At 69.8% G+C, this 14,365-nt stretch carries 12 protein-coding genes and 1 pseudogene; 7 read left to right on the top strand and 6 right to left on the bottom strand.

The features are described from left to right. Positions 1-74 precede the first annotated feature (74 nt). The 5 genes and pseudogenes from ACFY0D_RS16480 to ACFY0D_RS16460 form a co-directional block, all read left to right on the top strand. A complete protein-coding gene (locus ACFY0D_RS16480; protein WP_390798979.1) occupies positions 75-1,574 on the top strand; it encodes an MBL fold metallo-hydrolase in 1,500 nt (499 codons plus the stop codon). Further along, on the top strand, positions 1,571-2,440 hold the full coding sequence (locus ACFY0D_RS16475; protein ID WP_390798978.1) for a hypothetical protein: 870 nt from the start codon (positions 1,571-1,573) through the stop codon (positions 2,438-2,440). The genes ACFY0D_RS16480 and ACFY0D_RS16475 overlap by 4 nt, the downstream gene beginning before the upstream one ends. A gap of 49 nt (positions 2,441-2,489) precedes the next feature. After that, positions 2,490-2,846 (top strand): VOC family protein, encoded by a 357-nt coding sequence (locus ACFY0D_RS16470; RefSeq protein WP_390798977.1) that lies wholly within the window; start codon positions 2,490-2,492, stop codon positions 2,844-2,846. 15 nt (positions 2,847-2,861) lie between these two features. Beyond that, positions 2,862-3,497, top strand: coding sequence for a GNAT family N-acetyltransferase (locus ACFY0D_RS16465; protein WP_390798976.1), 636 nt, complete (start codon positions 2,862-2,864; stop codon positions 3,495-3,497). 140 nt (positions 3,498-3,637) lie between these two features. Then, positions 3,638-4,084: pseudogene (locus tag ACFY0D_RS16460) on the top strand (tyrosine-type recombinase/integrase); the annotation flags it as partial. A 26-nt stretch (positions 4,085-4,110) separates the two neighbouring features. Here the strand turns inward: ACFY0D_RS16460 and ACFY0D_RS16455 are convergent. From ACFY0D_RS16455 to ACFY0D_RS16440, 4 genes are all read right to left on the bottom strand, one after another. After that, positions 4,111-4,380 (bottom strand): hypothetical protein, encoded by a 270-nt coding sequence (locus ACFY0D_RS16455; RefSeq protein ID WP_390798975.1) that lies wholly within the window; start codon positions 4,378-4,380, stop codon positions 4,111-4,113. Next, positions 4,377-5,096, bottom strand: coding sequence for a hypothetical protein (locus ACFY0D_RS16450; protein ID WP_390798974.1), 720 nt, complete (start codon positions 5,094-5,096; stop codon positions 4,377-4,379). The genes ACFY0D_RS16455 and ACFY0D_RS16450 overlap by 4 nt, the downstream gene beginning before the upstream one ends. An 887-nt stretch (positions 5,097-5,983) precedes the next feature. Continuing rightward, positions 5,984-7,855, bottom strand: coding sequence for a hypothetical protein (locus tag ACFY0D_RS16445; RefSeq protein ID WP_390798973.1), 1,872 nt, complete (start codon positions 7,853-7,855; stop codon positions 5,984-5,986). A gap of 705 nt (positions 7,856-8,560) precedes the next feature. Continuing rightward, positions 8,561-9,730, bottom strand: coding sequence for a magnesium and cobalt transport protein CorA (locus ACFY0D_RS16440; RefSeq protein ID WP_390798972.1), 1,170 nt, complete (start codon positions 9,728-9,730; stop codon positions 8,561-8,563). A gap of 162 nt (positions 9,731-9,892) precedes the next feature. Here ACFY0D_RS16440 and ACFY0D_RS16435 point away from each other — a divergent pair, with 162 nt between their 5' ends. Both ACFY0D_RS16435 and ACFY0D_RS16430 read left to right on the top strand, forming a co-directional pair. Then, positions 9,893-11,008, top strand: coding sequence for a winged helix DNA-binding domain-containing protein (locus ACFY0D_RS16435; protein ID WP_390798971.1), 1,116 nt, complete (start codon positions 9,893-9,895; stop codon positions 11,006-11,008). Positions 11,009-11,156: 148 nt separating this feature from the next. Next, positions 11,157-12,848 carry an AMP-binding protein gene (locus ACFY0D_RS16430; RefSeq protein ID WP_390798970.1) on the top strand — a complete coding sequence of 564 codons (1,692 nt, stop codon included), beginning with the start codon at positions 11,157-11,159 and terminating at the stop codon, positions 12,846-12,848. Between the two features lie 66 nt (positions 12,849-12,914). Here the strand turns inward: ACFY0D_RS16430 and ACFY0D_RS16425 are convergent, their stop codons facing one another. Beyond that, positions 12,915-13,403: a glutathione peroxidase gene (locus ACFY0D_RS16425; protein ID WP_390798969.1), complete on the bottom strand. Its 489-nt coding sequence runs from the start codon at positions 13,401-13,403 to the stop codon at positions 12,915-12,917. 121 nt (positions 13,404-13,524) lie between these two features. Next, positions 13,525-14,352: a hypothetical protein gene (locus ACFY0D_RS16420; RefSeq protein WP_390798968.1), complete on the bottom strand. Its 828-nt coding sequence runs from the start codon at positions 14,350-14,352 to the stop codon at positions 13,525-13,527. Between the last annotated feature and the right edge of the window lie 13 nt (positions 14,353-14,365).

The raw sequence follows: 14,365 nt of genomic DNA, 5'->3' as shown, positions 1-14,365 counted from the left end.
TGCGGAGGGGGACGTCCGCTGTCTCCCTCCGCGCCACCCCCGCAATCCTTCCCGACCGTGCAAAGGAGCTCCCCATGGCAGCCGCCCCCGTCGGCCTGGAACTGACCTTCCTGGGCCACCAGACCTGGCACATCACCGACGGCCTCTCCTCCGTCCTCCTCGACCCGATCCTCGCGACCGCCTTCGGCGCAGGGAGCCTGGAGTTCGCGATCTGGCCGCCCCGCACCGTGGACACCCAGGGCATGCCCACCCCGAACGCCGTGATCCTCAGCCATGAGCACCTGGACCACTTCCACCTGCCCTCCCTCGACCTCCTGGCCCGCACCGTGCCGATCTACACCGGCACCACCACCCCGGCCGCCGTCACCGACGCCATCGAGTCCCTGGGCTTCACCGTTCACCGCCTGGACCACACCCAGCCGCTGAACGTCGGCGACATCGAGATCACCCTCTACCCCGCCGGCGCCCGTACCCTCTTCTGGGAGAAGCGGGTCTCCCAACCCCTGGTCCGCCTGTCTGGCACCACCGGGAACGACGTCTTCATCGGCGTCGACGCGGACGTCTCCGACCTCTACATCGAGCAGCTGGCCCAGGGCGTTCTTGCGCCGCCGCGGCTCGCGGTCGTGTCGAACAATGCCCAGACCGTCCCGTACGGAGCGCTCGGCGCCGACAACAATCTGCTGCCCGGCATGGACGGCCCCCGCAACCGCACCACCGGCGTCCAGATCCTCAACGGCCTCCTCATCGATTACCTCAAGCCCCTGGACGGAGTTCGCGACGTCGCCCTGTGCGGCAACGGCTTCACCGCGCCGCGCAGCCCCCACGGCCCCTTCCTCTACGCCGATCACCAGGCCCTGGCCGCCACCGCAAACGAGCTCCAGCACCTCTTCCGCGTACACGGTCCCCGCCCCGGTGACCGCCTGACCGTCCCGGCCGGCGACGGTCCGCTCACCACTTCCCGCGTCCCTTGGGTCACCCCCGACCCCGTGCTGGAGAAGACCGCCCTCGCCGCGCTCGCTTTCTTCCTCGACTCCCCCCAGCGCGTTGAGCCGACCCCGGTCACCCCGGCCCTGGACAAGGAGGAATGGGAGAGCGCCGAGAGCCTGGTGGCCGAGGAGCTGCCGCGCCTGGCCCGCGAGCTGATCGCCACCCGCACCGGCGCCCTGGCCACCAGCATCCACGACTACCTCCACGGCCCCCTCGGTGCCCACCGCGTCGTACTCCGCCTCCTCGACCCGCCCGGCCGCCCCGGCGACGTCGACACCTACGCGTGGAATATCACCGGACCCACGTGGAACAAGGTGGAGACGACCAGTCGAGAGGAGGCCATGGCCGCCTACCCCTTCGGCATCGAGATCTACTTCCAGGACCTGGCCGCCGTCTTTCTCGGCCGCGCCCAGATCTGGGACGTCGTCGGCGGCTCGTACCAGGGCTGGCACATCGGCGAGAACCTCGATTCCCCGGTCTACGCCCTCTTCGCGATCTACGGCGAGCACCAGCGGCCCGATCTCGCCGCCCGCTGCTACGCCCACAGCCTTGCCGCGCTCGGCGTCCACCAGGAGACCTCGGTATGACCACGGCCCCCGTCGGGCCGCTGGACGGTGCCGCCCGCACACGGCCCGACGGGTGGCTGGCCACCCCGCTCAGCACCGACCGGGCCGCTGCCGAGCGCGAGGCCCACGCCATCCTCGACCGGCACCACGCAGGCGAGCCGGGCCCGGTGTACTGCCTCACCGCCCGCTACCGCACCGCAGTCTTCGCCCTCGGGACACCACCCCGCCGGATCCTCAAGCGGCACGCGGACGAAGGCGCCTACCAAGGCGAAGTCCTCGCGTACGAACTGCTGGCCGGCGAGCGCGTCCTGCCGGACCTGCACCGCGTCTGCGACACCTCCCGCACCTTGCTCGTCGACTACGTCGGCCAGGCCGTCACCCTCACCAGTACAGACGCGTTCGACGAGCTGATTCGGGCGGTCGCCACGATCCACACGGCCTCCGCCCGCTGGTATCCGGTGGTCGGCGAGGCCATGGCAAGGTGGCGAACTGGCGCCGCCGTCAGCGCACCAGCGCCGCAATGGATCAGCCATGCCGACGACTGGCGCCGACTCCTCCAGCTCGTCAGCGATGCCCATGGCTCCGACCACGTGCCCCTCGGACACCTCGACCTCAAACCGGAACACGTACGCCGCCGCGACGACGGGTGCCTGGCCCTCATCGACGCCGAAACCCTCCGCCCCGACATCACGGGGCTGGCCGACCTCATCACGCTTGCCTTCATCGCAGGAGATGAGCCCAAGCTGGCGCCCCGCTGGGTGCGCCACGCCTACCTGCACCACGTCAACGAACTCGGCGCGCAGTGGAACGACCACAGCCTCGTATGCGCCCTCACGGCGTTCGCCTCCGCCACCAGCCTGCGTTCCCTGCACGGCGCCCACGAGTGACCGACACAGCGGTACCGTGCCAACTTCCCGACGCATAGGAGAACCCCAAGTGCTGCGCGGTATCCGCACCATCATGGTCTTCGTCGACGACCCCGAAGCCGCCGCCCGTTGGTGGGGCGACATCTTCGTATCCGAGGTCAAGCTCGACATCAACGGCACCGCCGTCTACGCCTGGCTGGACCTCGACGGACTCGAGTTCGGTTTCCACCAGGCGTCCCCCAAGGCCAACCCCCACGGTGGAAGCACCGTCCCGTACTGGCCCGTCGAAGACCTCAACACCGAACGCAAGCGCCTCCTGGACGCCGGCTGCATCCACCACCGAGGTCCCCTCGACGTGGAACCCGGCCGACGCATCTGCCAGCTCGTCGATCCGTTCGGCACGATCTTCGGACTCGACGGGCCTTGACACCGGAGCCTGCCCATGCGCCACTGGCCCATCACCGAACTGGAACTCTCCACCCCCGACCTCGTTCTACGTCTTCCCTCGAACGCGGAGCTCGACGAGCTCGCCCAGGTCGCCGCGGAAGGCGTCGTGCCCGACGGCGCCGTGTTCTTCCCGCAGCCCTGGGCCTCCGCCCCGCCGGCTGAGCGCGCCAGGAACGTCGTACAGAACCATTGGTGGGCGCGAGGCGACTGGAGCCGCGACAACTGGCGCCTTCTCCTGGCCGTCTTCCACGAAGGCCAGGTCATCGGCCAGCAGAACCTCTCCGCCCGCGACTTCGCCACGACAGGCGAGGCCCGCACGGGCTTCTGGCTCGGCCGCCGCTTCCAGGGCCAGGGCTACGGCACCCAGATGCGTGCCGCAGCTCTGGCCCTCGCATTCGACGGCCTCGACGCATCCCGGGTCACCTCCACTGCCTTCGCGGACAATGCTTCCTCCCGAGGCGTCTCGCGGAAGTTCGGCTATCAGCCCAATGGAGTGCACCGCATTGCCGTGGAAGGCCGGCCTTTCGATGCGTATGAGGAAGTCATCGCGTCAGCCGACTGGCAGGCGCATGACCGTCTCGTTCCGGTCGCGGTGACTGGTCTGTCCAGTGCCATCGAGTACTTCCGATGACCGACTCCCTGCCCAGTCCGGAGCCTGAGCGAACTCGACTGCGTATGTCGAGCCCGAAGAGTCGATCATTGCGTCGAGAACGCGGCATCGCCGAGCTCCAGCCAGGAGGGGTAGCGGTGAATTCCCTGACCGAGGCTGCGGTCGACGTCGAGCTCCCCTGGGGCGGACCGGAGCCCGACCGGGAGAAGCAGAGCTTCCCGCTCGTCCTCACGACGTCGTACGGCAACGCCATCCGTGCCAACATCTTCAACGACGAGGCCTGGAAGCCGGCCCTCGCCGCGGCCGGAGTCATTCCCGTACGGGAGAAAGGTGCGCGGTGGAAGGCTTCGCGCAAGGACGGCTTCCACGTGCTCCGGCACACTTACGCCTCGGTCCTCCTCGAAGCGGGCGAGTCCGTCGTCACGCTCGCCCGGTGGCTCGGTCACTCAAGTCCGACCATCACCCTGGACCACTATGCCCACTTCATGCCCGAGGTCGGCGGCAAGGGTCGCGCGGCCATCGACGCACTGCTCGGCACGGTGCCCGAGTACGTACCTGAGGGCCTCGTCTCGTCCCACCAGAGCACTACCGGTCTCACCGAAGCGTGACGAACCACCTCGACCCGCCGATGCCTTCAACAGTCGGTCACAGCGAGGAGACGCGCCGCATGGTCAGGGTCGAGGTCCCATTGCAGGGTGATGGCCGTCATGCCGTCCAACTGCAGGTAGTCCTCTGTTGGATGATCAGTCGCTCCTTGGGCGATGGCACTAGCGGGGTTCGCCACGCCAGAGTCCCGGATGGCTGGGCCCTCGGCTATCTCGCTCTCCACCCGGCGAGCGAGGGTGTCGAGGAAGTCGAGGATCACAGCGATGACCGGATCCTCCTGGTGGAGTCCCGTGATCACCCGGCCTGCCTGCCTGCCTGCTGGAAGTGCGCCACCGCCTCGTCGGCGGTGTTCTGGTGCCTCGCGTCTGTGTCCCTGAGCGTCGCGAGGTGAGCCAGCACGGAGAGGCACTGGAGGGCCTCGTGGGCGCCGATGGCAGCGTCGGTGAGCGGGGTCGGGTGCCCTTCAGGAAGCTCGGTGCTCCAAGCGTCGAAGAGACCGGTTCCCGGCCATAGGGTCGTCTGAAGCTGTTGCGCCATGAGCCTGACTGGCTTGCCGTCTACAAAGGGAACGAGCAGGACGGCCCTACGGCTGCCCGGGGAGCCGGGATCGTGCTTCAGCAGCGAGCACAGCTGTTCCACTGCCGTCGGCCACTGAGTGAGTTCGGCGAGCTCCACACCCACCGCAAGTTTCGCGGCAGGCCACTCCGTTGAGTCCGGGTCTGAGACGGGTCTGGTGTACACGCTGACGCGGATCCCTGCGGCCCTGGCGGTGGACTGGAGTTTCAGGGGCAGGGCATCTGCTCGTGCGGCGGCTCGGCGGGCAAGGTCTGCTGCCCGAGTGAGTGCCTGCGCGGAGGGTCCTGATCGCGCCGCGGCCGTGAGCTTCTTGGGTCCGAGGGTGCCCCCGGCGAGTTCGGCCAGAACGGCATGCAAGTCGGCGAGATTCCTTACGAGGTGATCGAGGACGTCCGGAGGATCCTGGCCGATGAGGTGCCAGCGCTCCTCATCCCGCACCTGCATGGCGAGGCTTGGCAGGCTGTCGCCGACGTAGCTGTGCTGGCGAGCGCTGCGTACCCGTTGGGGTCGGCGAGCCTTCGCGTGAGGTTCTCGGCGATCCCGTTCACCAGGTGTTTCAGGTGGTCGCTTCCGCCTCCTGGAACGTCGTCACCGACGGGGAGCGTCAGTGACGCGGCCCAGTCCTGGAGCGCTGCCTGCGTCGTGTGTAGGCCTTCGGCATCTTTGGGCCGACCATGACCGACGCACCAGGCTTGGGCCAGATCCGTCAGGTATTGGTGGAGCACGGGGAGCGAGGAGGCTGCGGTCGCGGCTCGGGTGGTCCAGTCGGTATGGGCAGCCACCGTTGTGCCGATCAGTGTGCGGGTGCGAGTCCACGCCACCGCGGCGGGTGATCTGTCGTATTGCCGCTTCAGAAGGCTGACCCCGCTGGTGAAGTCACCAATGGTCAGGGGCAGCCCACCGGGTAGCAGATTTCTGGATGTCGACACTCTCGCACTGTGGAAGGCAGCGCAGCAGCATCCGCCCGAGCTCCCTGACCTCCTGTTCGGCGTTCGGTCGTGCCTGGTCCGACGCGTGGAGCAGACGGGCGTATACGACCCGGCTGCCTTCGCGATCGACGATGGACGCCTCGTGACCCACGGTGAACGGGCCACGAGGGTGCCCAGCACACGCTCCTCCCCGCCTGCGAGTTGCAAGAGCTCTTCGGCCAGGGGCACCGATGCGGTCCGGGCTGTGGAGAGGATGTCGCCCAGGAGATCGACCGGTGCGCTGGCGAGTAGCTGGCCGAATGGCGAATCGGCGAGCACCGTCGGCCCACCCGCGAGATCCAGACCAGTCCCGGCAAGGACGGCGAGCAACCGCTGGGATTCGACCGGCTCCTCGCACTAGGACAGAAGGAGGCAGATCGCTACCTTGCCGAGCCGTTCCACCAGCGCGTCGCGCAGCGGCGAACCGGATGTATCCGCCGCTCGGATCTCGGTGATGGCCGCGGCGATCTCGGGTTTGAGCTGCGGCAGCAGGTCCCCGTCCACGAGCGCGAACTGAAGGCTGGTGCGGCGCAACGCGGGTGGGATCCGGTGTCGGTCGAGGGTCCGGAGCCAGTCGGCCGCAGTGCGGTTGACGTCGACCAGCCGAAGAGCCTGCAGAACGCCGGTGGTCGCCTTTACGGAGGGGCGCCGGCCGAGTTCGACCACGATCTGGTCCAGTACGACGGGATCCAGCGCGGGGTGTTCGGTGAGGACACCGGCGATGAACGGCTGAAGCTGTGAGTCTGCCAGCATGCGCATCACCGCGAGTACGGTCTCGTCCAAGATCGGCGGCGGAATCGCGTGCACGGCGTCGGCCAGATGCGCCGAGCGCAGCCGGTGCAGCCCGGACAGGAGTCCCCGTCGTTCGTGGACGAGATGCTCATCGGCCAGGCGGGACAACGCCGTGCGAAGGTCCGTGTCTCCAAGGCTCAGCTGTTGCTGAAGTGCCCGTACGGACAGGTCGGCGCCCCACTGATGGGCGATCGAGATCCTGGCCAGGATCTCGATCTCTGTCTGCCGCCCTTCGGCCACGCGCCGCTCGACCTGCTCTGACAGGACATCCGAGAGCCTGCGTCCGCAGGTGAGTAGATGCGTGAATTCCAGGGTCAGGCCGTTTGCCGCGTCGTACGCTTCCCGCCAATGCGCGGCAGCCGTGGTGCCGGTGGCCGACAACCCGGCGTGGATCTGCTCGGCGACCTCCTCATCGAGGGTGACCTCGATCTGGGTACAGTCGACCCGGCTTCGGAGGGGCAGAAGGTGTTCGCTCCGGACCGAGCCCAGGAGCAGGACACCGGGGATCGGGGCGAGCTCGCGGTAGGGGATATCCCATGCCTCGGCCGCTCCGATACCGATGCCGTCCACCACGAATCCGACCGGAGAGCGAGTCGAGGGTTGCAACGCCCTCGCCAGCCTTACGAGCGGGACGGCGTCGTCCGCCTGGAGCCGCCTGATGCGGTACCAGAGCACGTGTCTGGTCACGTAGGCAGCCGTCCACCTCACGGCGGACTTGCCGATGCCCGACGGGCCGGTCACGAGGACACTCTGACCCCGTTGGATCGCATCCGCCACCCGCCCGGTCAGGACAGGCCTGGGGGCCGGAAGCCCGGCAGTGATGTGGCCGGGCCGCACGTTGACGCCTTCGTGGAAGCCGGCGGCCTGGAGCGGCCGGTCGAAGTCGACAGGCTCGCAGAGGCCCGTGGCCAGTGCCTCCTCCAGCGATGCACGGTCGATGGGTTGCGCGACCTCGGTCGCAATCCCTGCAATGTTCGTTCGACTTAGTCCTGCCGCTCCCGACAGGGTCGTCTCAGCGTTGGCATCGGCCCGTCTTGCGACGGCGCTGCGCAGGGCCAGCACGACTGCCTCCGCAGCTACCGGCAGCAGCCCGAGCCGATGGGCTAGAGCGGTAAGGGTGTCGTAGGCGGCGGCACGCCATGGCAAGACGTAGAGACTGGCGGCATTGCACCATGCGTCGATTTTATCTTTGGTCAGGCCGGTCTTCGCGGCCTTCGCGGTGAATGCCTGTAGCAACCGGCGGCCTCGCGGTAGGTCACTCAAGGGGTCGCCCCACTGGGTGAACCATTCCCCTTCAACCGGCCGCTCCAGGACAAGAAGGGGGCGACCCTCCGGTCGAGCCTGTACACGCTTCGCGTGTGCCAGGGCCATGGCGACAAGGTGCTCGGCAACCTCGGGTGCGGTGAAGTCGCCGATCCGTTCCTGGCGGGACTTCACCTGGACGTGCCAGGGTGTCGGTCCATCACACGAGAGGTTTTCCAGACCCTCCGGGACGATGCGATCGGAGTAGAGGGCGCCGGACAGAACGCGGCCGCAGAGCCAAGCCCCCACAGCGTCTTGACAGTGGAACCCGCGGCCGGCGCGTGCTCCCGTACGCGTCGACACCCACAAGGCCTCGCCAGGTCCGTTGTTCGGTTCGCTTTGCTGCACGGGCACAGGGGGCTGGACCCGCCTGCTATGCCCCCTGCTCTTGCGGGTCATCCGAGAAGCGTTGCAGGCCCGTTGGACAGCCGTATGGCTTACCGGCACGAAGTCTCCGAGACGGTCGCTGAGGAGCTTCCTCAACGATCGCTTGTTTTCGCGCTGCCCAGGGGCGACGGGATCCGAATTGCCACTGGTGACTCGACACTCGCAGGAGCCGATGGAGATGGTCCAGGGCACGCCGGTGTGGTGGATGTTCTGCGGGCCGTTCGGCAGCTCCCAGGGAAGCGCTGGCGTTGTGTTCGCCGGCACTCTCGGTGACGGTCAACGGCGGCTGTCCGACTCAACCTGAAGCGCACGGAACGCGTGGAGCGGCAGGTGGGAGGGGCGCGGCTCGCTCCCTGGCGCCGCGCATTCTCCCCAGATTCTCCCCAGGGCCCCGGATTGGCTCCTCGGAGGCGTTCACTGTAGCGAACTCAACCAGAGACTCTTGCTCGCCGTCTACAGCCAGTCGCGCTTCTTGAAGATGACGTACAGGCTGACGCATACCGCTGCCATCAGGAGAATGGCGAAGGGGTAGCCCGCTGCCCAGTGGAGCTCCGGCATGGCGTCGAAGTTCATGCCGTAGATGGTTCCCACCAACGTGGGGGCGAAGAGGATGGCGGCCCAGGCGGAGATCTTCTTGATTTCCTCGTTCTGTTCGAAGCCCGCCTCGGCCAGGGCGCGCATTTCGGCGTTCTGTTGTTGGGAGACCAGGGTGGCGTTGACCGTGAGGATGTCCGTGAGGGCCTGGCGGAAGCCGTCGACGCGTTCGCTCGTGTGTGTCACGTGGTCCGCCACGTCGCGGAGGTAGCGCTGGAGCTCCTCGTCCGTGCCGTACTTCGCGAAGCCCGCCATCAGGCCGTGGAGCATGCCCACCAGGGGGCGGGTGGCGCGCTGGAACTCGACCATCTCACGGGAGAGTTCGTAGATGCGGCGGGAGACCGCCGGGTCGCCGCGGAAGACCTCCGTCTCGATCTCGTCGATGTCGGTCTGGACGCCCTCGACGACCGGGGCGTAGCCGTCGACCACTGCGTCGAGGATGGCGTACAGGGCCGCCTCCGGGCCGAGGGAGAGGAGTTCCGGGTTGCCCTCCATCCGGCGGCGGACGGCGGAGAGGTCCGGGGCGCCGCCGTGGCGGACCGTGATCAGGAAGTCCGGGCCGACGAAGATGTGGAGCTCGGCGAAGTCGACCTCCTCCTGGGCGTCGAGGTAGCGGGCGGCGCGCAGGACGACGAAGAGGGTGTCGCCGTAGCGCTCCAGCTTGGGGCGCTGGTGGGCCTCCAGGGCGTCCTCGACGGCGAGTTCGTGGAGGTTGAACTCGGCAGCCAGGGAGTGGAGTTCGGGCTCCGTCGGACGGTGAAGGCCGATCCAGGCCATCCCGTCGGGCTCCTCGCGCAGCTGCCGGAAGGTCTCGGCGAGGGTGGCGGGGGAGGCGATCCGGCGGCCGTCGCGGTAGACAGCCGAGTCGATCACGCTGCGGTGGTTCGGCGGAGCGGGGGCCTCCGGTGCGGGCTGCGGGCTGGTCGGCGGTCCCGCCGGAGGGGCGGGGGCGGCCGGGGCGGCGGGGCGTCGCCAACCCGTGCGCTTCGCGGCGGGCTGCGGCGGGCGGCGGTCTGGGCGCTCCGACATCGCAGGTCAGCTCCCGGTCGAACGTGTGTTTACGGGCAAGGGGCAGGATATAGCGGACAAAGGGGCGACCGATGTCGGGCAGGGGACTTCCGGCCCGCTCCGGACCGCTTCCGTTCGGGGTTGCGGACGAAAGCTGTCCGCAAGGGGGGTTAGTTTGCTGCCATGGCTTCCAGGACGACACACCCCGTACTCGGTACCCGCGCTCTGAACCGTGCCACGCTCGCCCGCCAGTTGCTGCTGAGCCGCGCCGAGATGTCCGCGGGGGACGCCGTCGCGCACCTGCTCGGGCTGCAGGCGCAGAACGTGAAGCCGCCCTACTTCCAGCTGCACGCCCGGCTGGCTGGCTTCCGGCCCGCGGAGCTGGCCGGGCTCATGGAATCCCGCGATGCCGTCCGGATGGTCACCATGCGGTCCACGATCCACACGCACACCGCCCAGGACGCCCTGACCCTGAGGCCCCTCGTCCAGCCCGCCCGCGACCGCGAGGTCAACTACTTCCGCAAGGGGCTCACGGGGGTGGATCTGGACCGGCTCGCGAAGCGCGCCCGCGCCTTCGTCGAGAGCGAGCCGCGCACCATGGGCGAGATCCGCGAGGAACTGCTCCAGGAATGGCCCGACGCCGACCCGCAGTCCCTGTCCGTCGCCGCCCGCTGCCGGCTGCCGCTGGTCCAGGTCACCCCTCGTGGGGTGTGGGGGCGCAGCGGTCAGGTCCGGCTCACCACCGTCGAGAGCTGGCTCGGGAAGCCCGCCGGCGCGGCGCAGCCCGTGGACGAGGTCGTGCTGCGCTACCTCGCCGCCTTCGGGCCGGCCTCCGTCAAGGACATGCAGACCTGGGCCGGACTGACCCGGCTGCGCGAGGCCTTCGAGCGGCTGCGCCCGGGTCTCCTCGTCTTCCAGGACGAGAACGGCGTGGAGCTCTTCGACCTTCCCGACGCCCCGCGCCCCGACGTGGACACCCCGGCGCCGCCGCGCTTCCTGCCGGAGTTCGACAATCTGCTGCTCTCGCACGCCGACCGCACCCGCGTGGTCGCCCCCGAGATCAAGGGGCGTACATGGACGGGGAACCAGGCCCACTGCACCCTGCTGCTGGACGGGTTCCTCGCCGGACTGTGGAAGCTGGACGGGCGGGCGCTCACCGTCGAGCTGTTCGGCCCGGTCCCGAAGGCGGCGAAGGAGGAGATCGTCGCCGAGGGGGAGCTGATGGTGGAAGGGATGGGGGAGGGGGAGGCCGGTGGGGGTGGTGGTGCGGCGGTGCGGTTCGGGGCGATCAAACCCTGACGTGCGTCCCCCGGACGGTCCGGGACGGTCCGGGGCGGTCCCGGACCGTCCCGGACCGTCCGGACCCGTCCCGGACCGTCCCGGGCGGTCAACTCACGGCTGACGCCGCACTGGTGGTCCGTACACCGAAGGCGGCACGATGCCCGTCATGACGACCGAGAGTACGCAGGACGACGCCACCGCCCGGTTCCTGGCCGCCCGGGACTTCCTGCTGGAACGCCGCGGCGACTACGAGGCCGCCCGCGCCGGGTTCACCTGGCCCCGCCCCCACCGCTTCAACTGGGCTCTGGACTGGTTCGACCACATCGCCGCCGGGAACGACGCCGACGCCCTGCGCATCGTCGAGGAGGACGGCACCAGCCGGGGCATCACCTTCGCGGAGCTCGCCGTACGCTCGGGCGCTGCCGCGAACTGGCTCCGCGGGCAGGGCGTCGCGCCCGGCGACCGGATCCTGGTCATGCTCGGCAACCAGCGCGAGCTGTGGGAGGTGATGCTCGGCGCGATGAAACTGCGCGCCGTCGTCATCCCCGCCACCCCGCTGCTCGGCCCGGCCGACCTGCGCGACCGGGTCGGACGCGGCCAGGTGCGCCACGTCATCGCGCGCGCCCTCGACACGGCCAAGTTCGACGAGGTGCCGGGCGACTACACCCGGATCGCCGCCGGGGAGCAGGTTCCCGACGGCTGGCTGCGGCTGGCGGACATGGCGGCCGCCGACGGCGATTTCACGCCGGACGGCGAGACCCTCGCCAGCGACCCGCTCATGCTGTACTTCACCTCCGGTACCACCGACCGCCCCAAGCTCGTCGAGCACACGCACGCCTCGTATCCCATCGGGCACCTCTCCACCATGTACTGGCTCGGGCTGCGCCCCGGCGACGTGCACCTCAACATCGCCTCGCCCGGCTGGGCCAAGCACGCCTGGTCCAACCTCTTCGCCCCCTGGAACGCCGGCGCGACCGTCTTCGTCCACAACTACACCCGCTTCGACGCCGAGCGGCTGATGGCCGAGATGGACCGGCACGGCGTGACCACCTTCTGCGCCCCGCCCACCGTGTGGCGGATGCTGATCCAGTCCGACCTCACCAAGCTGGCCAGGCCCCCGCGCGAGGCCGTCGCCGCCGGGGAGCCGCTCAACCCGGAGGTCATCGAGCGGGTCCGCGCGGCCTGGGGCATCACCGTCCGCGACGGCTTCGGTCAGACCGAGACCACCCTCCAGGTCGGAAACTTCCCCGGGGTGCCCGTCAAGCCCGGTTCCATGGGCCGGCCGGCACCCGGCTACGAGATCGTCCTGCTGGACCCGGTCACCGGCAAGGAGTCCCCCGACGAGGGCGAGCTCTGCGTGGACCTGCGCACCCGGCCCGCCGGGGTGACGACCGGCTACCGCGACGATCCGCAGCGCACGGCCGAGGCCATGGCGGACGGGCTCTACCGCACCGGTGACATCGCCGCGCGCGACGCCGACGGGTACCTCACCTACGTCGGGCGCTCCGACGACGTGTTCAAGGCCTCGGACTACAAGATCAGCCCGTTCGAGCTGGAGAGCGCCCTGCTGGAGCACGAGGCGGTGGCCGAGGCCGCCGTCGTCCCGGCTCCGGACGCGCTGCGGCTGGCGGTCCCGAAGGCGTACGTCACTCTCGCGGGCGGCTGGGAGCCGGGGCCGGAGACGGCCCGGGTGCTGTTCGAGCACTCCCGCGCGGTGCTGTCCCCGTACAAGCGGATCCGCCGCATCGAGTTCGCCGAGCTCCCGAAGACCGTGTCCGGCAAGATCCGCCGGGTGGAACTGCGGGAGCTCACCGCGGCCGGGTCGGCGGGGGAGTACCACGAGGCCGACCTGGACTGAGCGCAGCGCCTACGGGCTGCTGCGCGGCGCGCGCGGCAGCCCGTGCGGGCGTACGTACGGGGAGTACTACGCGGGCAGGTGCGCCTCGATCGCGGCGATGACCTCGGGGGCCTCCGGCTCGGTGCGCGGGCGGAAGCGGGCCACGACCTCGCCGGCGGGGGAGATCAGGAACTTCTCGAAGTTCCACTGGATGTCCCCGGCCTCGCCGTCCGCGTCCGGGGTCTTCACCAGCTCCGCGTAGAGGGGGTGCCGGTTCTCGCCGTTGACCTCGGACTTCTCCAGGATCGGGAAGGTCACGCCGAAACCGGCCGCGCAGAAGGTCTGGATGTCCTCGGCGTTGCCGGGCTCCTGCTCACCGAACTGGTTGCAGGGCACGCCGATGACGGTGAAGCCCTTCTCCTCGTACTTGAAGTGCAGGCGGGCCAGTCCCGAGTACTGCGGGGTGAGCCCGCACTGCGAGGCGGTGTTCACCAGGAGGATCGCCTTGCCCTTGTGGGCGGCGAGGCTGGTGGGCTCGTCGGACAGCGTGGTCAGCGGGATGTCGTACAGGCTCATCGGGCTCTCCTGGGCGAGAAGTAGGCAATGCCTACGAGCTTAGGGGGTAGCTTGCCGATCACGCCGGGCTCACCGGCACCACCGGCACCACCGGCACCCGCCCGGACCTACCCGCCCGAGCCTATGCGTCCGGGCCGACCAGCGCGTCCGCCGGGTCGTTGACCGGCTGTGGCATGCCCGTCAGGTCCATGACGAAGAGTGGTATCCCGAGATCGTCGGCGCGGGCCCGCGCGTCCTGCGTGTACCCCGCGAGCGCGAAGTAGACGCTGGTCGCGGAGGCCGTGAGCCCGTTCAGCCAGACGCACTCCACCGCCCGCAGCCCGGCCGGCGCCGTGGTCGGGTCCACCTGGGCGACCAGGCCCGGAGCCCGCAGGTCCACGGTCGCCGCCGGGATCGGGCGCCCGTCGGGCTGCCGTACGTCCCGGAAGCCGAGCCAGCGCAGGTACAGCGCGGCCGTGGCCACGGCGTCGCGGGCCGTACGGATGGTCACCGGCCGGAACGCGGGCCGCGGCACCGGTGCGGCCGGCGGCGGGATGTGCGCCGGGCGCCCGCCCGTGGATCCGCCCGCCGGGCCGCCTGCCGGCCCGCCTGCGGGGCCGCGCCCCGCACCGCCCGGATCCGGCCGGGCGGCCGTCTGAGGCGGGTCCGCCGGACCCGCCGGACCCGCCGGGCTCCCCGTCCCCTCCAGCGGGTGCACCGGAATCAGGACCACCGTCCCGCACGAGCCGCAGCCCAGCTCGGGATGCGGCCACTCGCTCTCCCGCCCGCACGTCGTGCAGCGCACCGTCACCCAGGTGTCCGACCAGGTCCGGTGGGTGAGTGGAACCGGCGGCGCCGCCAGGTCCAGCGGGGGGTGGACCGGGCTTCCGCAGGCGCAGGGGAAGACCGGGGCGGTGTAGCCGTTCTCGCGCAGGCACGCCGGGCAGCGCACCGGTACCGCTTCCGCCATGAGACCTGGACCC

Origin of the sequence: Streptomyces sp. NPDC001502, from assembly GCF_042894785.1 — a bacterium.
Lineage (GTDB): Bacteria > Actinomycetota > Actinomycetes > Streptomycetales > Streptomycetaceae > Streptomyces > Streptomyces kutzneri.
This window is presented reverse-complemented; position numbering and strand designations above follow the sequence as displayed.

What these genes read in the sequence shown, in the direction of transcription:
- ACFY0D_RS16480 (WP_390798979.1), top strand. Translation starts at nt 75, where the DNA reads ATGGCAGCCGCCCCCGTCGGCCTGGAACTGACCTTCCTGGGCCACCAG.
- ACFY0D_RS16475 (WP_390798978.1), top strand. Translation starts at nt 1,571, where the DNA reads ATGACCACGGCCCCCGTCGGGCCGCTGGACGGTGCCGCCCGCACACGG.
- ACFY0D_RS16465 (WP_390798976.1), top strand. Translation starts at nt 2,862, where the DNA reads ATGCGCCACTGGCCCATCACCGAACTGGAACTCTCCACCCCCGACCTC.
- ACFY0D_RS16440 (WP_390798972.1), bottom strand. Translation starts at nt 9,730, where the DNA reads ATGTCGGAGCGCCCAGACCGCCGCCCGCCGCAGCCCGCCGCGAAGCGC.
- ACFY0D_RS16435 (WP_390798971.1), top strand. Translation starts at nt 9,893, where the DNA reads ATGGCTTCCAGGACGACACACCCCGTACTCGGTACCCGCGCTCTGAAC.
- ACFY0D_RS16430 (WP_390798970.1), top strand. Translation starts at nt 11,157, where the DNA reads ATGACGACCGAGAGTACGCAGGACGACGCCACCGCCCGGTTCCTGGCC.
- ACFY0D_RS16425 (WP_390798969.1), bottom strand. Translation starts at nt 13,403, where the DNA reads ATGAGCCTGTACGACATCCCGCTGACCACGCTGTCCGACGAGCCCACC.
- ACFY0D_RS16420 (WP_390798968.1), bottom strand. Translation starts at nt 14,352, where the DNA reads ATGGCGGAAGCGGTACCGGTGCGCTGCCCGGCGTGCCTGCGCGAGAAC.